Raw genomic sequence first — 17,527 nt, forward strand, 5'->3', positions numbered from 1 at the left:
ATAGCAAGGCTCCAACGCTGCCGATGCCAACAAGTAAGGATGGAGGCAAACGCGAGGTCAATACGTTGGCGGTCATTAAAGGCAAACTCACAGGACTCCTATAACTCAGGCATAGAGCAGCCTGCTGGACTAGAAGCCGTTACGCGGTTTCCTGTTTCTTCGAGGCAGACCTCCCTACTGCTTGTGCCAGTACGACTAGAGGAGAATTACATGCGGTTCTCTGCTCCTGTGAGAAAGTCGCGGATGCTTGGAGTCGATGCAGCGCGCGGTGTTGCCCTCATCGGGTTGATGATTATCCACATTCTCCCTGGCACCAATGACTACGATGACCCGACCGTCCTATGGACAGTGTTCGCCGGCCATTCTGCCGCCTTGTTTGCCCTGCTGGCCGGAGTGTCACTCGCTTTCACTTCCGGGAGCCAGCACCCCGTGAAGGGCACAGCACTCAAGGCTACCCAAGCCTCCGTGGCGGTCCGCGCCGGTCTCATCACGGCCCTGGGGCTCACTATCGCCACGTTGATACGCCGCCCTCCATCATCTTGGCCTACTACGGGGTGATGTTCATGTTGGCGATTCCCGTGCTTCGACTCTCCGCCAAATCACTGGCCTTTCTTGCCGCAGGGATTGCAGTGGTGGGCCCTATCTCTGCGCAGGCACTGCGGGACTTCATACCCGAACCTGGTTTCGATCCCACTTTCACAATGCTCTTCACCGAACCCGGTGTGCTGGTCAGTCAACTGCTCTTCACCGGCGAGTATCCCGCACTGCCTTACATGACCTATATCTGCGCAGGGCTAGCCATCGGCCGATTGGATCTTAGATCCCGCCCAGTACAGATCCGCGTGACGTTGGCAGGACTGGTTTTGACCATCACCAGTTGGCTGCTTTCAGCCCTCTTCTTGGGTCCGCTCGGAGGGATGAACCGCCTACTGGAGTCGTCCCCAGGCCTGAGCGCGGAGATGATTGACGCAATGCTGATCTGGGGGCCTGAGGAATACCTGCCGACCACTTCACTTTGGTGGCATGCCATCGTCGCACCCTACTCCACCACGGTCCTGGAAATGTTAAACACCACCGGCACATCCATCGCCGCGTTGGGGGCAGTGCTGCTTCTCGCCCGCTTCACCACCGAGCCATTGATGCCGCTGGCCGCCATGGGCAGTATGACGCTGACCCTCTACTCGGCCCACCTGCTTGTCCTCGCAACCGGGTTTCTGGAAGACCAACCCGATGCTTCCCTCATCATCCAAATCGCTATCGCTGCCATCTTCGCTTCTCTGTGGCGACGAGCCCACCATCACGGGCCGCTCGAAGGCCTCGTCGCAACTGCGACAAGACGAACCCGTACTCGCCTTTCAGCCACCTCTTGAAACATCTCGGCTTGCGTTAGAGACACCATCCCGCCACCGCTCCAACTGGGTACCACGATCTTGTAGCCGCTCATGCGTATGTTGCCTCGTTCGCTTCCTTCAGGGCTGACTCAAGCGCTCGGCGAGGCCGATCGCGTTGAACGGCGCGTGGACCTTCACGTCATTGTCGAAGTACACGTAGACGTCGCGGCCGCGCCCGTCCGGACACATCCGCCCAGACAGCCAGCCCTCACACAGCGCAGCCCACTCGTCCAGCTCCGCATCCGTATAGCCGCTGGTGTAAAGCTCGGTGCTGCCGTGCAGCCGGACATAGACGACGCCGCCGGTCACCTCGCGGAACTGCGGCCACTTCTCTGCCGAGTCCGCCACCACCAGCCCGACGGCGTGGCGTCGCAGGATCTCGTAGCATTCCTCGCTGCCGAAACTCTCGTGCCGCACTTCAAGCACATGCTGGATCGGCCGGTCAGCATCCGTGGTGACCCAGTCACGGTCCTTGAGACGCTCGTCGTGACCGCGTGCGAGGGAGGCGGCCGCCGTCGTCGTGTGAGGCAGTTGCGAGAAGAAAGTATCGATGAGCTCGGGATCGAAGCGGCGGGTGGCGGGCAGCTGCCAGAGAACAGGGCCGAGCTTGGCGCCGAGCGCCAGGACGCCGGAAGCGAAGAAATTGGCGAGCGCGGTCTCGGCATTGCGCAGCCGGAGCATGTGCGTGATATATCGCGGGCCCTTGACGGAGAACTCGAAACCGCTGGGCACGGTGTCACGCCAGCGGACGAAGCTGTCCCGATGCTGGAGCGAGTAGAAGGTTCCGTTGATTTCGATGGTGTCCAGCTGGGACGAGGCGTATTCGAGTTCTAGCCGCTGCGGAAGACCGACGGGGTAAAAGGACTTGCGCCAGGGAGCATACCGCCATCCGGAGATGCCGATACGGGCTCGAGGGGCGGTCTGCTCCATGCACAGAACGTACCCTGAGCTACTCGCCGGCGAAACCAGTCGCGTCGACCTCAGGCACCTTCGGGAGACTTAACAAACTCGCCGCAGCGGGCGTATTTTAATGCTGTTGAATCCGATCCCGGCCCCGGCCGTGTCGGCTGTGCGGGGGCCTGGGCAGTAGACAGGAGGTAGCACGATGAACAACCTGATGCGGTGGCCTAGCGTCGACATCGCAGATCCCGTCCGTCGGTTCCTCGAAGGGGACGCAGGGTCCTGGCTTCGGCTGGAAGAGTACCGGGATGGCAATTCCATGGTCGTTAAGGCCGAGGTGCCGGGCATTGACCCTGAAAAGGACGTCGATATCACGCTCACCGGAGACCAACTGACCATCGAGGTCAGCCACCAGGAGAAATCTGAGCACAAAGATAAGCGCGGGTACCGCTCCGAGTTTCGGTATGGCACGTTCTCCCGGACAGTGACTCTGCCGGGAGCCGTGCGGGAAGAAGACATCCAGGCTTCCTACACGGACGGGATCCTCGAAGTACGGATACCTGTGTCCGAGCGGGAGGAAGGCCACTCCCGGAAGATTCCCGTCACCCGCAATAGCGAAGCGGCCGGCGCGGGCCGTGGAACCAACGCCGGCGAAAGTGGAGCTGGCGGCTGGGGAACGAACCCTGGAACCGAGGCCTGAACCTCACGGTACCCGGGGAATGCGGGTCTGTCCCGTTTGGGCGGGCAGAAAAAGGTCAGCACAGCACACTTGGGCAGACCCGCTCCGCAGGACAGCACCGTCGAACGGGTAACGGTAAGCCTCCTCTCCACGGTTGTCCGCTAAACTTGCGTGGTAAAAGCCCCGGACTTCGAAGCGGAGAACGCTTGCGGAAGCCTTGGGGCGTTCTCATGCACGGCGGCACCATGCGCGCGGCACTCGGCTCGCACTTCTGCCGCCAAACAATGGGGGAGGATCCCGTGCCAGCAATTGTGATTGTCGGAGCCCAGTGGGGCGATGAAGGCAAAGGCAAGGCCACTGACCTGCTCGGCGGGCGCGTGGACTACGTCGTGAAGCCGAACGGCGGCAATAACGCCGGCCACACCGTCGTCGTCGGCGGTGAGAAGTACGAGCTCAAGCTCCTTCCCGCCGGCATTCTCAGCCCCAACGCCGTGCCGATCATCGGGAACGGTTGCGTCATCAACCTGGAGGCGCTGTTCCAGGAGATCGACGGGCTTGAAGCACGCGGCGCTGACACGTCGAAGCTGCGCGTCTCCGCGAACGCGCACCTTGTTGCCCCGTACCACCAGGTCCTCGACAAGGTCACTGAACGCTTCCTCGGGAAGCGGGCCATCGGAACCACGGGCCGCGGGATCGGTCCGGCGTACATGGACAAGGTCGCGCGCCTGGGCATCCGTGTGCAGGACGTCTTCGATGAGTCGATCCTTCGCCAGAAGGTTGAGGGCTCCCTGAAGCAGAAGAACGAGCTGCTGGTCAAGGTCTACAACCGGCGCGACGTCGAGGTCGAGGAAATCGTCCAGTACTTCACGTCCTTCGCCGAGCGGCTGCGTCCGCTGGTCATCGACTCGACCTACGTGCTCAATGAAGCGCTCGACGCCGGCAAGGTGGTCCTCATGGAGGGCGGACAGGCGACGTTCCTCGATGTTGACCACGGCACCTACCCGTTCGTGACGTCGTCGAACCCCACCGCCGGCGGCGCCTCAGTCGGTTCCGGCATCGGCCCCACCCGCATCAACCGGGCGGTGGGCATCATCAAGGCGTACACCACCCGCGTCGGCGCCGGACCGTTCCCCACCGAACTGTTCGACGATATGGGAATTTACTTGCAGAAGACCGGCGGAGAGTTCGGCGTGAACACCGGACGCCCTCGGCGCTGTGGCTGGTACGACGCCGTGCTGGCGCGCCATGCTTCGCGCGTCAACGGATTCACGGACTACTTTGTGACGAAGCTCGACGTCCTCACGGGCATCGAGAGCATTCCGGTGTGTGTGGCGTACGACGTCGACGGGGTCCGGCACGATGAGATGCCCATGACGCAGACCGAGTTCCACCACGCAAAGCCGATCTTCGAATACTTCGACGGCTGGACCGAGGACATCACCGGAGCCCGGACCATCGAGGACTTGCCGGAGAACGCCCAGACCTACGTGCGGGCGCTTGAGAAGATGTCCGGCACTCGATTCTCGGCCATCGGCGTTGGCCCGGACCGCGACCAGACGATCGTGATCAACGACCTCATCGGCGGATAGCCTCCGGTCGACACAGCAAAACGGCTAGGTTCCTTGAGAACCTAGCCGTTTTGCTACCCGTTGGATTTTAGAGATTGCTGACGACGTCGGCGCTTTCCCTGAGCTTCTCGACGAGTGCGAGTGCCGCGTCGGATTGCTTCTGTTGCGTCACCTGCTGCTCAAGCTGCGGCTTTACCTCCTCGAACGGCGGGATCTCGCCGCCCTGTGCTGCCGCACCGGAAGCCTTGGCCTCCTCATAAGCCGCCTTCAGCTCTTCCTCGGTCGGCGCGGTGTCGCCACTTTCCTCGGCGAGCAGCGCGTCGAGGCGGACCTGCTGCCTGATCTGCTCGGTAGCCTCTTCCTTGGTGATGCCCTTTTCCTCAAGGGCGGTGAAGAGCTCTTCAGGGGAAGTGAACTGGTTCGACGCGACCAGTTCATCCGTTGTCGCCGTGATGGCTTCCTCGCTGGCTTCTATCCCACGATCGTCGGCTTCCTGGATGAGAAGCTGGGTGCCGATGAGGTTGTCGAGCGTCTGCGTTTTCAGCTGCTCCTGGTCGACTTCCTGACCGGTCACCTGGGCTTGCATCGCCATCTGCTGGAACGTGCCCTCGTACGCGGTGGTGAATTCCTCCTTGGTGACCTCGTCGCCGTTGACGGTCGCGACGACGTCGGGAACTCCCTCAAGGTCCGGCGTGGGGGCTTCCGCCGGGGTACTTGCGGCGCTCTCGCTCGGGGCGGGTTCCGCCTCGGTGTCCCCTCCGCAGCCTGTCGCGAAAGCGAGCGCACTCGCCAGGGCCAGGCTCATGAGCCACTTCTTCTTCACAAACACTCCTACTGTTGATTACCGACCTGCGACTCTAGCAGCGCCCCGTGTATATCGGCTCGACGCCCGCTGGATAGTAGCTGAACGGTAGGATGCGGAAGATGGCGCAGTTCCCTCCGGATATTCACCTTGCAAGCCTCCCGCAACTGCTGCTCGACGTTGACGCGATTGACGCCAACATCGCCCTCAAGGAGCAGTGGGCAGCCGGACACTCGATGGTGCTTGCTCCCCACATCAAGACAACGATGACCCGCGAAATAGTCCAGCGTCAGCTTCCCGGGTCTTGGGGAGTAACGGTCGCGACGCCGGCGCAGGCGGCACACGCCGTGGCGTGGGGTGCGCGGCGCATTCTCATCGCCAATGAGGTGGTGTTCCCCGCGCTGGTCGATGATCTGCGCAGGCTCCTTGACATCAATCCTCACCTTGAGATCTACAGCCTCGTTGACTCTGAAGAGGCAATCACCGCCCTGGCGCAGGGTTTCCGTGACGGAGACCGGCACCTGTTTGTACTGCTCGACGTCGGTGTGACGGGCGGGCGAACCGGAATCCGCCGCGCCGCGGAGGTGCCGGCGCTGGCCGCAGCGGTCAGGGACGCCCCCGGGCTTCGACTCGCCGGCGTCAGCGCTTATGAAGGAATCGCGCCAAACGTCCGTACCCCCGAGAACCTCGCCGTCATCGACGGACACTGCCGCGCCGCCAGGGAGATTTTCGATACGCTGCACGGCCAATTCGAGGTCGAGCAGCCCCTCTTCACCGTGGGAGGGTCAGCGTTCCAGGACCGCGCGGCGCTCCATCTTCCCGAGGGTGCCCTGAAGGTCCTGCGCTCCGGCTGTTACGTGATTCACGACCACGGCACCTACGCAGACGTGTCGCCGCTGCCCGGCCTGCGTGCCGCTGCCGTGGTGCGCGCCGTCGTCGTTTCCGCGCCGGAGGAGGGGCGGGCGATCCTGGGCGCAGGCAAGCGGGAGTTGGCGTACGACGCCGGTGTGCCCACCCTCGTGGCGCACCACCGGAACGGTGCGAAGCTGGCTGAGCCAACCGGCGTCGTCGTGAGGCTTTTCGATCACCACGCTGTGGTGGACAACGCCGGATCGCTGAGGGTTGGCGACACTGTTGACCTGGGCATTTCCCACCCCTGTTCAGTGTTTGACCGGTGGCGCACGGCTCTTGCCGTCCGCGGCAACGCCACGGAGGTCTGGCACCCACAGTTCTGAGTGCTACCAGCCCCAGGTCCCAGGCGTGCCCTTGAACGGGCCCACCACCCGCGATGTGATCCAGCCACCGTAGAAGTCACCGGGCTGGGCCTGTACCTCTTCGCCGTCGACGAGGCACCGGTCCATCCTGCCCGGATAGACCGCGACGGTTCCGGCCAGGCGCTCGAACCCGGCGGCGGGCTGAAGGTAGGTCCACGCGGACCGCTCGGCGCTCGCTGAGCCGCCAATGACGTCGTAATAGGTTGCCTCGCCCTTGAACTCGCACCAGCTGCTTCCACTGACCGGGCGCAGCGTGTCCGGCACGAAATCCGCGGCCGGAACGTAGAAAACGGGCGGGTGGCTTGTCTCCAGCACCCGCAGGGCGCGATGAGTGCGCGCGATCTCCCGTCCGCTGAACTCGATGACGAGGATGCCCGGATAGTCCTCAACGCGGGGCGGACGCGGGTAATCCCACACCGACTCCTGGCCCGGCCCCGGCTGCTCGCGTTTTACTTTGTTCACACCCATAGCGCCACCGTACTCTTCGGTACCCTTGAATCAGCCCCAGTTCCTACCCGAAAGGGCCCCGCGATGAAGATCAGTGTTGGACAATTCAGGCCGATCGGGGACGTCTCCGCCAATGTCGCGACGATGCGGGAGCTTGCGCGCCAGGCTGTGGAGGACGGGTCAGAACTGATCGTCTTCCCTGAGGAGTCGATGTTTTCCATTGGGAAGGTGGAAGGAGCCCTCGCCGACGCCGTGGATGCGGGCTGGACCATCTTCGTGCAGCAGCTCTCGTTCCTTGCCGCGGAACTGAAGATCGCCATCGTCGCCGGCGGGTACGAATCAAGCGGCGAGGAGCGCCCGTACAACACGCTGGTGCTCATTGATTCCACGGGCCGGATCGTGGACACCTACCGCAAGCTGCACCTGTATGACGCGTTCAGCTACCAGGAGTCCCAGCGCATCAAACCTGGTGACGGCGGCCTCACCGTAGTGCCCGTCGGTGACCTGACCGTCGGACTGATGACCTGCTACGACCTGCGCTTCCCGGAACAGGCGAGGGCGCTCGCGGACCGGGGCGCCGACGTCGTGCTGGTGCCTGCCGCGTGGTTCAAGGGGGACCACAAGGTCGAGCACTGGGAGACGCTGCTACGTGCGCGGGCCATTGAGAATACGGTGTGGATCGCTGCGGCGGGGACATCGTCGTCGCACACCATCGGGCACTCGGCCATCCTCGATCCGATGGGCGTTCCGCAGGTTTTCCTGAATGACGAGGAGCAGGGCGTCGTGACGGTTGAAGTCAACCGGAAACGTATCGAGGAGGTGCGCGAGTTCCTGCCGGTGCTGCGGAACCGCCGGTTCGCGCAGAACGAGGAGATCGTCGAGCCGCACTAGCTTGTATGACAAGTAGGTGAGTTGTACGATAAGTCATCCCGCCCGTTCTCCCGAAGGTTCCGCGATGACTTACACGCCCGACGCAATCCGCCACGTCGAACTCTCGACCGCCACGCTGCCGCTGGCTACGCCGATCTCCGACGCCAAGGTCTTCACCGGCAGGCAGAAGCCCATGACAGAAGTGGTGTTCCTGTTCGCCGAGATCCTCACCGAGCAGGGCGTCTCCGGTCTCGGGTTCTCCTACTCGAAGCGGGCAGGCGGACCGGCGCAGTACGCCCACGCGCGGGAAGTCGCCGAAGCCATGATCGGTGAAGACCCCAACGACATCGCCAAGCTGTATAACAAGTTGCTGTGGGCCGGTGCGTCCGTGGGCCGGTCGGGCGTCGCCACCCAGGCGCTCGCCGCACTCGACATCGCGCTGTATGACCTGAAGGCGAAGCGTGCCGGGCTGCCGCTTGCCAAGCTCCTCGGCGCCTACCGTGACTCGGTGCGCACCTACAACACCTCCGGCGGGTTCCTCAACGCCTCAATCGATGAGGTCAAGGAGCGGGCAACCCAGTCACTCGCCGAGGGCATCGGCGGCATCAAGATCAAGGTCGGCCTGCCGGACTCCGCAGAGGACCTGCGACGCGTGGCGGCCGTGCGCGAACACATCGGTCCGGACGTGCCGCTGATGGTGGATGCGAACCAGCAGTGGGACCGCGCCACCGCCCTGCGCATGGGCCGCAAACTTGAGCAGTTCGATCTGGTCTGGATCGAAGAACCCCTGGACGCGTACGACGCCGAGGGGCACGCCGCGCTGGCACTGGCGCTTGATACCCCCATCGCCACCGGAGAGATGCTCGCCTCCGTGGCTGAGCACGAGCGGCTTATCGCAACCCGGGCCTGCGACATCATCCAGCCTGACGCGCCGCGCGTTGGGGGCATCACCCAGTTCCTCCGGCTCGCCACACTGGCGGACCAGGCTGGTCTCGACCTTGCCCCGCACTTCGCCATGGAGATCCACCTGCACCTTGCCGCGGCCTACCCTCGCGAGCCGTGGGTGGAGCACTTCGACTGGCTGGATCCGCTTTTCAACGAGCGCCTCGAGACCCGTGACGGACGCATGCTGGTTCCCGAACGCCCGGGACTGGGCGTGACGTTCAGCGACCAGGCGCGCGCCTGGACCACCGACAGTGTCGAGTTCGGTACGCGCTGAGCGTGCGTGCCTGCACCAAGCACATGCCAGCATTGACAGCATGAAACAAACGCTGGCCGTCTCGCTCGTCGATAGCCTCCGCCGCCGCATCATCGAAGGCACCATTCCCTCCGGTGAGAAGCTGCCCAGCGAGAGCGCTCTCATCAGTGAGTTCGGCGTCAGCCGCACGGTCGTCCGGGAAGCTGTGTCCCGGCTGCAGGCCGAAGGTCTGGTGCATACGCGGCGGGGGAGCGGCAGCTTCGCCCTCACCCCGCCGTCCGCCGACGAGGAATCAACCGGAGGCATGCGACGGCCCCGGACCATCGAGGAGCGGCGCGCGCTTCTGGCGTTCCGTGCAGGCATTGAGAGCGAGGCCGCTGCGCTCGCCGCCGCCAACGCGACACCCGGGGTGATCTCCGCCCTCGATGACCCACTCGCGGCATTCGACGCTGCCGGCAATCACCCTGCGACGGCAGTCTCCTGCGACTTCGCCTTCCACCGGGCGGTGGCTGAGGCCAGCGGAAACTTCTATTTTGTGGATGCGCTGCTGGCACTGGGCCCGGCGATGATCGCGATGCCTCCGCACCGTCTCGAACCAGCCGACGACGGCGGGCAGTCCGAGCGGTTGCGGCGCGTCGCCGTCGAACATGTTGCCGTGCGCAACGCGATCGCTGCCGGAGATGCGTTGACCGCGGCCGCCGCCATGCGCCTGCACCTGGCCAACTCCCGGTCCCGCCTGAACGGGTAACCACCGAGCCCTTTCGTGACAGTCGCTGAGAGATAGCGGGTCTGCCAAAGATAGGGTTCCACCGCTATCACGTGGCGGAACCGCTATCTGCGGCCCGGCCGTAGGATGGCCTCATGACGGCGAACCCAGAAACAATCCGAATGTATGGTGCGGACTGGTGCCGCGACTGCATCCGAACGAAGAGGCAGCTCAACGAGCTCGGGATCAGCTATGAATACGTCAACCTCGAAGAGGTGCCTGACGCGGCTGAAGAGGCCCGGAGCATCTCCGGGCGGACGAACATCCCGGTCGTGGTCTATCCGGACGGCGACCACCAGGTCGAGCCGACCAACGCAGAGGTAGAGGAAAAGCTTCGCGGTTTGAACCTGCTCGGCAGCTGAAAACGACATCGAGCCAGCAGGAACGCCAGGAACTCCGTGGGAAGCCGGTCGTTTCTGCTGGCTCGATGCCGTATCTGAGCTCGATGCCGTATCCGAGCAGGAAGCTAGCTCCGTTCCGCCGGCTTCACCGCGAGAACCGGACGGTCCGCCTGAAGGAGAATCCGTTGGGCGTGGGAACCCATGATGAACTTGCCCACCTGGGAGCGCTGCCGCAAGCCGATCACGATGAGCGAGACGTCATGTTCGACGGCGAGCTCCAGGATCTCGTCTGCCAGGTCATCCCTGTGGGAGGGGCGCAGTATGCGGGAGGAGATGCCGGCGTCGTCTGCGGTTTGCTTCAACCGCTGCAGGTCCTCGTCGCTGGCTACCGACTTGTCGACGCGGGATCCTTCGCGGACAGAGTTGACGATCAGCAACTCCTGATCGCGCAGCTTGGCCTCCGCAACCGCGGCGGCGACGGCGGCTTCGCCGACGGGAGTGGGTACGTACCCAACCATGATGCTCATAACTTCTCCTAGGAATCTGCGGTAACGCGGTCGGTGTTGCGCTGCCTGCGCTTGGTCAGGGCGGACTGGATCATGGGGCTGACGGCTACGACAACGAAGATCAGCAGCAGAGTTCCCGAGATCGGGCGGGTGACGAATCCGGACATGTCTCCTCCAAACACCAGGAGGGAACGGCGCAGGTTGGACTCGAGCAGCTCGCCGAGCACGAACGCCAGCACCAGGGGGCCCGGCTCGAAGCCGAACTTCTTCATGAGGTAGCCCAGGACTCCGAAGAGGACCACAAGCAGTACATCGAACATCGAGTTACGGATGGTGTACGCGCCCAAGATGGTGATCAGTGCGGTGATCGGGGCCAGGATGGCGGCACGGACGCGCAGGATCCTCACGAACACGCCGATAAGCGGGATGGACATGATCAGGAGCAGGATGTTGCCGATGTACATCGAGTTCACAACACCCCAGAATAGGTCCGGATTCTCGGAGATCAGTTGGGGTCCCGGGGTGATGCCATGGATCAGCAGGGCGCCGAAGATGATCGCCATGGTGGCATTGGCGGGGATACCCAGGGTGAGCAACGGAATGAAGGAGCTGGTCGCGGCGGCGTTGTTGGCGGTTTCCGGCCCGGCAACACCCTCGATCGCGCCTCTGCCGAACCGTGTGGGGTCCTTGGCGCGCTTCTTCTCCACCGCGTAGGACACCATGGAGGAGATCGTCGCGCCGCCGCCGGGGAGGATCCCGAGGAAGAATCCGAGGACGGAGCCGCGGCCGATCGCGCCGGAAGACTTGCGCAGGTCTGTACGGGAGGGCCAGACATTGGCGACTTTGGCCGGTGCGCTGACCGCCCGGTGGCGCTCTTCGAGGTTGTAGAGGATCTCGCCGAGGCCGAAGAGGCCCATGGCAATGGGGACGAAGTCGATACCGTCCGCCAGGCTCAGGTTGCTGAAGGTGAAGCGCTCGGCGCCGGTGAACACATCGCGACCCACGGTTGCCAGCAGCAGGCCGACTGCTGCGGCGATGAGCGCCTTGATCTTGGTTCCGCCGCTGATTGTCGCCACCAACAGGATTCCCACGAGGGCAAGGGCGGTGTATTCCGGCGGACCGAAATCGAGTGCGAAGCTGGCAACCAGCGGAGCCAGGAAGGTGAGTCCGATGATCGCAACGGTGCCACCGATGAAGGAGCCGATGGCAGCGATGCCGAGGGCGGTTCCGGCTTTGCCCTGCTTTGCGAGCACGTAGCCGTCGAACACGGTCACGACCGAGCTCGCCTCACCGGGAAGTCGCAGGAGGACGGACGTGATGGTTCCGCCGTACTGGGCGCCATAGAAGATGCCGGCGAGCATGATGATCGCCGTTACGGGTTCGATGCCGTACGTAAGCGGCAGCAGGATCGCGATCGTTGCTGCGGGACCTAGGCCCGGCAGCACGCCGATGAGCATGCCGATCACGACGCCCATCAGGCAGTAGAGGAAGTTTTGCGGGTCTAGAACGACGCCGAAGCCGTCAATGACCGGGTTCAGGTAATCCATGGCGGGTCCTTTTGTGCTTCAGGGCTAGAAGAGGTGGGGGATCGAGGTCCCCAGGCCGAGGATGAAGATTGCGTAGAAGACGATGACGACTAGCACCGAATAGATGGAAGCCGCCCGCCAGGTTTCTCCGCCGAGGAATTTCATCCAGATGAAGCACAGCAACAGGGATGGAATTTCGAAGCCGATGACCGGCATGAGCCAGACCATGGCGAGCAGCGTCGCGAATCCGTAGCCGGCCATCCGCGACAGCGGGGAGAATTTCTCCCCGTCCAGGCCCCCGCGCCGGCCAATGACCACTTGCGCGAGGGCGAGAACGGTGATGATGAGACTGATGGCAAACGGCCAGGTTCCTGGACTGGGCTGGCCCGGCGAGCCGAGGCCGAGACCCACAGCAATGATCATGCCGGCCACGCCTACACCGGCCGCCACGAGGGAGGAGGCGAGGTTCGCGACCGGGCCGGCCGGCGGAGCGGAATCCGCTTCCCACTCGGCAGCGAGCTCCTCCGGCGACAGGACAGGTGTCCCCGGATCTTCGAAGTCATGGGCGTGCCTTACTTCCTTGACTTCGTCAACGACCTTCGCGTCGGTCGAGCCGTTGGATGCGGCTCCGGTTGTGCGTTTGGGCTTCATTGCAGCGCTCATTTCAACTGAGGTCTCGGCTCGGCCTGGGACGAGGTGTTACTCGCCGGCGAGCGAGATGTCGTATTCCTCGACCAGTGCCTTGTACTTCTCGGCGAGGGAGTTCCACTCCTCGACAACCTCTTCACCGGAAACTTCCCACGGTGCGAGGATGTTCTGCTTGTTGAATTCCTGGTAGGTCTCACTGCCCTGGGCTGCTTCAACGGCCTCAACCAGTCGGGCCTTTACGTCCTCCGGGAGTCCCTTCGGTGCGGCGAGCGCACGGTACTGGGAAACAGGGACTTCGTAGCCCTCTTCAATGGCGGTCGGGACGTCAGAAAGGAATTCGCTACGCTCACCGGCGAAAGTGACGATCGGGGTGACCGCACCAGCTTCGATCTGCGGGAGGGCCTCACCGAGCTGAATCGTGGCAACATCGACCTGATCGCCCATGACGGCGGTCAGGGCAGGTGAACCGGAATCGAACGGTACGGCGGTGCCGTCGATCTCCGCCTGAGCGAACAGAACCGCCTGCGCCAGCTGGGAGCCGGTGCCGACGCCCGTGGTGCCGAAGTTCAGGTCGCCGCTGCTCTCCTTGATGTCGGCGAGGGACTCGAACCCGGACTCGGGGCTGGCCACCAGAACGTAGTCATCCTGCGACAAGCCGGCAATCACATCAAGGTTATCCAGCGTTACGGATTCATCTTCACCAACCGCGAGCGGCGTGATGGTGATCAGCGAGGCGTTGAGGAGAACCAGGTTATGGCCGTCCGCCTCCATGCCGGCAACTTCCTTGGTGGCCACGGCGCCGTTTGCGCCTGCCTTGTTCACGACGGGTACTGCAACACCCAGGTCCTCGGCCATGCCCTCGGCTACCGAGCGGGCGATGCGGTCGGTTGAGCCGCCGGCATCCTGCCCAACGGTGATCGTGACGGGGCCGCTGGGGAACTCTTCGGTGGGCGCGGCGCTGCCGCCGCCTACGTTTCCACCGCAGGCTGAGAGCGCGAGCACACCGGCTGTTGCGGTAGTCGCGATCAGGACGCGGTGGGTAAGTGATGCTTTCACGAGTTGGTACTCCTCATTCGGGAACGGCGTTGTCCGGCTGGGGGCTCTGAGCGAAGGATGTGATGGCACTCACGGCTCGGCCCTGGTAAGACTTTACGGAGCAGCAGTTATGCGTGTCCAAGCCCACAATTGCATCAAGTGATGCTCGCGACGCATCACTGCGGCTGGGAAAGGCACCCAGCGTGGGAAGAAACCTACGAGATGGCTTCCGAATTTTCGGCGTGGTCTTCCAGAATAATGTCCAACAAACGCAGGACTGCCGGATTGGTCGTCGATTCGTTCCACGCGACGTGCAGATCCGCGCGATTCAATTCCGCGAGGCTGGCGGGCCCCCTCAATTCCTCGAACTGGACGCCGGACGGTGAGAACTCTTTTGATGACGCCGGCACCAGAGTGACGCCGAGGCCTGCCGCGACAAAGGCGAGCAGAGCGGGAACCTGACTGGCGAATTGAGTGACCCGGGGGTGAACTCCGGCGCTTTCATATAAGCGCATGACCAAGTCGTAGAAGTAGCGCGCCTCGGCGGTGGAGTACATCATCAAGGGCTCACCATCCAGTTGGCGGAGGGAAACGCCCTCCCCGGTCGCCAGCGCATGTCCCTCCGGAAGCGCTGCCACCAAGCGGTCGTCCAGGAAGGGTCGGGTGATCACGCCCGGACGGGCCACAATCGGGCGCAAGAGTCCGATATCTATGGAGCCCCGCGTAATAGCATCCAGCTGATCAACTGATACTGCTTCGCGGAGGACAAAGGACACCCCCGCAATCTGGGCCCCCGCCTTGCGGAGAATCCCCGGCAGCGCCACCTGGCCTGCGATGGCCGTGTAGCCGACCATTATTGTGCCGGCATCGCCGGTCGAAACCCGGCGCACGTCCAAAGATGTCTTGGCGCAGAGGTCAAGAACCCGCCGGGCCGCCGGCAGGAGTACCTTCCCGGCTGCGGTCAACTCGACCTTCCGGCTGCTGCGTTCGAAAAGCTGAGAGTCAAGCTCGCGTTCCAGCAACTGAATCTGGCGGCTAAGCGGCGGTTGGGTCATATTGAGTCGAGCTGCGGCAGCGCCGAAATGTAGTTCCTCTGCGACCGCGACGAAGGACTCCAGCTGAATAAGCGAAAACATGGATTCACTCCTTGCATGATTTCGTGCTTATTTTAGCTTGGACAGCAATGATTGAAGGGGCTTAGCGTGAAGGCAACCCAGCGCCGCCGCGAAAGGACCCCCTAATGTCAGCTTCCCCGGACGCCGAGCTCCGGTACCCGTCGCCGTACACCGGACAGAGCACCATCACAGGCGTAACGATTACACCAGTGGCCTTCGCAGATCCACCGCTCCTTAATACGGTAGGGGTGCACGAGCCCTTCGCGCTGAGGGCTATCCTCCAACTGCATACCGACGCCGGTGTCACCGGACTCGGTGAAACCTACGGAGACGCCGGTCATCTGGCTCGCCTTCGCTTGGCGGCAGAAGCGGTCACCGGAGCCGACCCCTTCAATATCAACGACCTGCGTATCAGGGTGGCCCGCGCACTGACGGCCGACAGTACGCAGGGCGGCCATGGAATGAGCGGTATGGTCACGGGCTCATCCACAGCGGACCGTGTGCTCTCTCCGTTCGACGTCGCCGCGCTTGATATTCAGGGCAAGCTGCTCGGTCTGCCGGTCAGCGCGCTTCTCGGCGGCGCGGTCCGTGAAGCGGTGCCATTCAGTGGCTACCTCTTCTACAAATGGGCAGGACACCCTGATCAGGGTGACGATGATTGGGGAGCCGCCCTCGACCCCGAAGGCATCGTTGAACAGGCCCGGCGCATGGTCGCTGACTACGGTTTCAACGCGCTCAAGCTGAAGGGCGGCGTGTTCGAACCCGACGAAGAAGCCGCCGCTGTTGAAGCACTCCGCGCAGCCTTCCCCGAGATGCCCCTGCGCATCGACCCGAATGCCGCGTGGACCGTGGATACCTCGATCCGTATTGGCCGACGACTTGAGGGTGTTCTGGAGTATCTGGAAGATCCCACGCCCGGAATCGAGGGCATGGCGGAAGTGCGTCGCAACGTCGGGCTGCCGCTGGCCACCAACATGTGCGTGGTGAGCTTCAATGACATTCCCCCGGCCGTTGCCGCCGGCGCAGTGGACGTGGTGCTCTCTGATCATCACTTCTGGGGAGGGTTACGCCAAACACAGACTTTGGCTGGGATCGCAGAGACGTTCGGACTGGGGCTGTCGATGCACTCAAACTCACACTTGGGCATCAGCCTCGCGGCCATGGTGCACCTGGCTTCGACCACTCCCAACCTTGACTATGCCTGTGACACCCACTGGCCGTGGAAGCGCGAGGATGAGGACATCGTCCTGCCCGGAGCCCTCACTTTCCGGGAGGGATCCGTGGCCGTTCCGACGGCGCCGGGACTGGGAGTCGAACTGGATCCGGATGCCCTGGAGCGGCTGCACCGGCAGTACCTGGACAGCGGAATCAGGGAACGTGACGACACCGGGTATATGCGTCGTATCCAGCCCGACTACCGGCTCCAGAGCCCGCGGTGGTAACCCTCGAGTCAGGGCCCGCCGAACCACCTCAACATGATGCTGCGGTACTGGACGTGGTGGTGACCGATCCAATTATTTCCCGTTTTGCCGAGAGGCTGATGGCTGGTGCGCCGGACCACCGCTGGCATTTCGTGGCTGACGCCCCTCCGGAGGAAAGCTTGCGAGCGACCGGCGCTGCCGACGTCGTCGTCTGTTCCAGAATGAACGCCGCCGAGGCTGCGGCCTGCCGTGCGCGGCTGGTGCACGTGACGGGAGCCGGACTGGATCGGATCGCGGTTGACGCTTTGCCGGCGGGCACGGCAGTGGCCAACACCTTCCACCATGAGCGGCCCATCGCTGAGCATGTCCTGATGTCTATCCTGGCGCTCACCCGGCGACTTCAGACCGTCAGCGAGGAGCTTCGAGCGGGTGTGTGGCGGACCATCGCTACCGACGGGCGGGTGCCTTTGCACCGCACCCTGGACAGCATGACCCTTGGGGTCATCGGATTCGGAGGTATCGGCAGCGAGGTGGCCCGCCTTGCCACCGCGGTCGGGATGGAGGTGGTGGCTGTGCGGAACCGCCCCGACGCGCCCCTGCCCGACGGCGGCGCGAAGCCGCGCTGGATAGGCGGTATCGGCGACCTGCCGCGCCTGCTCGCGGAGTCCGACGTCGTTGTGGTCACCGTTCCGCTTACGCCCACGACCGAGAGCCTCATCGGACCCGCAGAACTGGCGGCGATGCAGGAGCATGCGCTGCTTATCAATGTCGCGCGGGGACCGGTGGTGGATCAGGCCGCGCTGTACGACGCGTTGCTGGAGCGGCGGATCGGCGGCGCCGCGATCGATGTGTGGTGGGGCGCGCCGGCGCCTGGCCGCACTCCGCCGGCTGACTACCCGTTCACCGACCTGCCTAATGCCCTGCTCACGCCGCACTATTCCGGTCACGCACAATCTACGTTCGAGCTGCGCGCCAATGACATTGCCGACAACGTGAACCGTCTTGCCACCGGCAAGGCGCTCCAGAACCAGGTGCGTTAG

General features: G+C 63.6%; 19 protein-coding genes. 11 read left to right on the forward strand and 8 right to left on the reverse strand.

Annotated elements, in window-relative coordinates:
* Positions 1-210: 210 nt before the first annotated feature.
* Positions 211-558: a heparan-alpha-glucosaminide N-acetyltransferase domain-containing protein gene (locus AC5RTB_RS11125; protein ID WP_494061124.1), complete on the forward strand. Its 348-nt coding sequence runs from the start codon at positions 211-213 to the stop codon at positions 556-558.
* Positions 559-563: 5 nt separating this feature from the next.
* Positions 564-1,370, forward strand: coding sequence for a DUF418 domain-containing protein (locus tag AC5RTB_RS11130; protein WP_494061125.1), 807 nt, complete (start codon positions 564-566; stop codon positions 1,368-1,370).
* A 99-nt stretch (positions 1,371-1,469) separates the two neighbouring features.
* Here AC5RTB_RS11130 and AC5RTB_RS11135 read toward each other — a convergent pair whose 3' ends face one another.
* Positions 1,470-2,321, reverse strand: a complete 852-nt coding sequence (locus tag AC5RTB_RS11135; protein WP_494061126.1) for a DUF72 domain-containing protein — start codon at positions 2,319-2,321, stop codon at positions 1,470-1,472.
* Positions 2,322-2,496: 175 nt separating this feature from the next.
* On the opposite strand from AC5RTB_RS11135, the gene AC5RTB_RS11140 reads away from it, so the two are divergent.
* A complete protein-coding gene (locus tag AC5RTB_RS11140) occupies positions 2,497-2,991 on the forward strand; it encodes an Hsp20/alpha crystallin family protein (RefSeq protein WP_494061127.1) in 495 nt (164 codons plus the stop codon).
* A 278-nt stretch (positions 2,992-3,269) separates the two neighbouring features.
* Positions 3,270-4,559: an adenylosuccinate synthase gene (locus AC5RTB_RS11145; RefSeq protein ID WP_494061128.1), complete on the forward strand. Its 1,290-nt coding sequence runs from the start codon at positions 3,270-3,272 to the stop codon at positions 4,557-4,559.
* A 67-nt stretch (positions 4,560-4,626) separates the two neighbouring features.
* On the opposite strand, the gene AC5RTB_RS11150 is transcribed toward AC5RTB_RS11145, so the two are convergent.
* Entirely contained in the window at positions 4,627-5,361 is a 735-nt protein-coding gene (locus AC5RTB_RS11150) for a SurA N-terminal domain-containing protein (protein WP_494061129.1), read from the reverse strand.
* A 101-nt stretch (positions 5,362-5,462) separates the two neighbouring features.
* Between AC5RTB_RS11150 and AC5RTB_RS11155 the strand changes: the two genes are divergently transcribed.
* Positions 5,463-6,575 carry an alanine racemase gene (locus AC5RTB_RS11155; RefSeq protein ID WP_494061130.1) on the forward strand — a complete coding sequence of 371 codons (1,113 nt, stop codon included), beginning with the start codon at positions 5,463-5,465 and terminating at the stop codon, positions 6,573-6,575.
* 3 nt (positions 6,576-6,578) lie between these two features.
* Here the strand turns inward: AC5RTB_RS11155 and AC5RTB_RS11160 are convergent, their stop codons facing one another.
* Entirely contained in the window at positions 6,579-7,082 is a 504-nt protein-coding gene (locus tag AC5RTB_RS11160; RefSeq protein WP_494061131.1) for a DUF427 domain-containing protein, read from the reverse strand.
* Positions 7,083-7,145: 63 nt separating this feature from the next.
* Here AC5RTB_RS11160 and AC5RTB_RS11165 point away from each other — a divergent pair, with 63 nt between their 5' ends.
* The 4 genes from AC5RTB_RS11165 to AC5RTB_RS11180 all read left to right on the forward strand — a co-directional run bounded on the left by AC5RTB_RS11165 (position 7,146) and on the right by AC5RTB_RS11180 (position 10,257).
* Positions 7,146-7,952 (forward strand): carbon-nitrogen hydrolase family protein, encoded by an 807-nt coding sequence (locus tag AC5RTB_RS11165; RefSeq protein WP_494061132.1) that lies wholly within the window; start codon positions 7,146-7,148, stop codon positions 7,950-7,952.
* A gap of 64 nt (positions 7,953-8,016) precedes the next feature.
* Complete coding sequence (locus tag AC5RTB_RS11170; protein WP_494061133.1) at positions 8,017-9,150, forward strand: L-talarate/galactarate dehydratase; 1,134 nt, start codon at positions 8,017-8,019, stop codon at positions 9,148-9,150.
* A gap of 40 nt (positions 9,151-9,190) precedes the next feature.
* Positions 9,191-9,877 (forward strand): FadR/GntR family transcriptional regulator, encoded by a 687-nt coding sequence (locus AC5RTB_RS11175; RefSeq protein WP_494061134.1) that lies wholly within the window; start codon positions 9,191-9,193, stop codon positions 9,875-9,877.
* Positions 9,878-9,990: 113 nt separating this feature from the next.
* Positions 9,991-10,257 carry a glutaredoxin family protein gene (locus tag AC5RTB_RS11180; protein ID WP_494061135.1) on the forward strand — a complete coding sequence of 89 codons (267 nt, stop codon included), beginning with the start codon at positions 9,991-9,993 and terminating at the stop codon, positions 10,255-10,257.
* 104 nt (positions 10,258-10,361) lie between these two features.
* Here the strand turns inward: AC5RTB_RS11180 and AC5RTB_RS11185 are convergent, their stop codons facing one another.
* The 5 genes from AC5RTB_RS11185 to AC5RTB_RS11205 form a co-directional block, all read right to left on the reverse strand.
* Positions 10,362-10,763, reverse strand: a complete 402-nt coding sequence (locus AC5RTB_RS11185; protein ID WP_494061136.1) for a universal stress protein — start codon at positions 10,761-10,763, stop codon at positions 10,362-10,364.
* A gap of 8 nt (positions 10,764-10,771) precedes the next feature.
* The gene (locus AC5RTB_RS11190) at positions 10,772-12,289 is read right to left on the reverse strand and encodes a tripartite tricarboxylate transporter permease (protein WP_494061137.1); all 1,518 of its coding nucleotides are present in this window, start codon (positions 12,287-12,289) and stop codon (positions 10,772-10,774) included.
* A 24-nt stretch (positions 12,290-12,313) separates the two neighbouring features.
* Positions 12,314-12,919 (reverse strand): tripartite tricarboxylate transporter TctB family protein, encoded by a 606-nt coding sequence (locus tag AC5RTB_RS11195; protein WP_494061138.1) that lies wholly within the window; start codon positions 12,917-12,919, stop codon positions 12,314-12,316.
* Positions 12,920-12,967: 48 nt separating this feature from the next.
* Entirely contained in the window at positions 12,968-13,972 is a 1,005-nt protein-coding gene (locus AC5RTB_RS11200) for a Bug family tripartite tricarboxylate transporter substrate binding protein (RefSeq protein WP_494061139.1), read from the reverse strand.
* Positions 13,973-14,166: 194 nt separating this feature from the next.
* On the reverse strand, positions 14,167-15,087 hold the full coding sequence (locus AC5RTB_RS11205; RefSeq protein WP_494061140.1) for a LysR substrate-binding domain-containing protein: 921 nt from the start codon (positions 15,085-15,087) through the stop codon (positions 14,167-14,169).
* Positions 15,088-15,191: 104 nt separating this feature from the next.
* On the opposite strand from AC5RTB_RS11205, the gene AC5RTB_RS11210 reads away from it, so the two are divergent.
* Positions 15,192-16,508, forward strand: coding sequence for an enolase C-terminal domain-like protein (locus tag AC5RTB_RS11210; protein ID WP_494061141.1), 1,317 nt, complete (start codon positions 15,192-15,194; stop codon positions 16,506-16,508).
* Between the two features lie 59 nt (positions 16,509-16,567).
* Positions 16,568-17,527 (forward strand): 2-hydroxyacid dehydrogenase, encoded by a 960-nt coding sequence (locus AC5RTB_RS11215; protein ID WP_494061142.1) that lies wholly within the window; start codon positions 16,568-16,570, stop codon positions 17,525-17,527.

The organism is Arthrobacter sp. M71 S08 (assembly GCF_059089725.1).

Bases quoted from the DNA above. Each gene is read 5' to 3' on its own strand.
- AC5RTB_RS11125 (WP_494061124.1), top strand. From the start codon at position 211: ATGCGGTTCTCTGCTCCTGTGAGAAAGTCGCGGATGCTTGGAGTCGAT.
- AC5RTB_RS11130 (WP_494061125.1), top strand. From the start codon at position 564: ATGTTGGCGATTCCCGTGCTTCGACTCTCCGCCAAATCACTGGCCTTT.
- AC5RTB_RS11135 (WP_494061126.1), bottom strand. From the start codon at position 2,321: ATGGAGCAGACCGCCCCTCGAGCCCGTATCGGCATCTCCGGATGGCGG.
- AC5RTB_RS11140 (WP_494061127.1), top strand. From the start codon at position 2,497: ATGAACAACCTGATGCGGTGGCCTAGCGTCGACATCGCAGATCCCGTC.
- AC5RTB_RS11155 (WP_494061130.1), top strand. From the start codon at position 5,463: ATGGCGCAGTTCCCTCCGGATATTCACCTTGCAAGCCTCCCGCAACTG.
- AC5RTB_RS11160 (WP_494061131.1), bottom strand. From the start codon at position 7,082: ATGGGTGTGAACAAAGTAAAACGCGAGCAGCCGGGGCCGGGCCAGGAG.
- AC5RTB_RS11165 (WP_494061132.1), top strand. From the start codon at position 7,146: ATGAAGATCAGTGTTGGACAATTCAGGCCGATCGGGGACGTCTCCGCC.
- AC5RTB_RS11170 (WP_494061133.1), top strand. From the start codon at position 8,017: ATGACTTACACGCCCGACGCAATCCGCCACGTCGAACTCTCGACCGCC.
- AC5RTB_RS11175 (WP_494061134.1), top strand. From the start codon at position 9,191: ATGAAACAAACGCTGGCCGTCTCGCTCGTCGATAGCCTCCGCCGCCGC.
- AC5RTB_RS11180 (WP_494061135.1), top strand. From the start codon at position 9,991: ATGACGGCGAACCCAGAAACAATCCGAATGTATGGTGCGGACTGGTGC.
- AC5RTB_RS11185 (WP_494061136.1), bottom strand. From the start codon at position 10,763: ATGAGCATCATGGTTGGGTACGTACCCACTCCCGTCGGCGAAGCCGCC.
- AC5RTB_RS11190 (WP_494061137.1), bottom strand. From the start codon at position 12,289: ATGGATTACCTGAACCCGGTCATTGACGGCTTCGGCGTCGTTCTAGAC.
- AC5RTB_RS11195 (WP_494061138.1), bottom strand. From the start codon at position 12,919: ATGAAGCCCAAACGCACAACCGGAGCCGCATCCAACGGCTCGACCGAC.
- AC5RTB_RS11205 (WP_494061140.1), bottom strand. From the start codon at position 15,087: ATGTTTTCGCTTATTCAGCTGGAGTCCTTCGTCGCGGTCGCAGAGGAA.
- AC5RTB_RS11210 (WP_494061141.1), top strand. From the start codon at position 15,192: ATGTCAGCTTCCCCGGACGCCGAGCTCCGGTACCCGTCGCCGTACACC.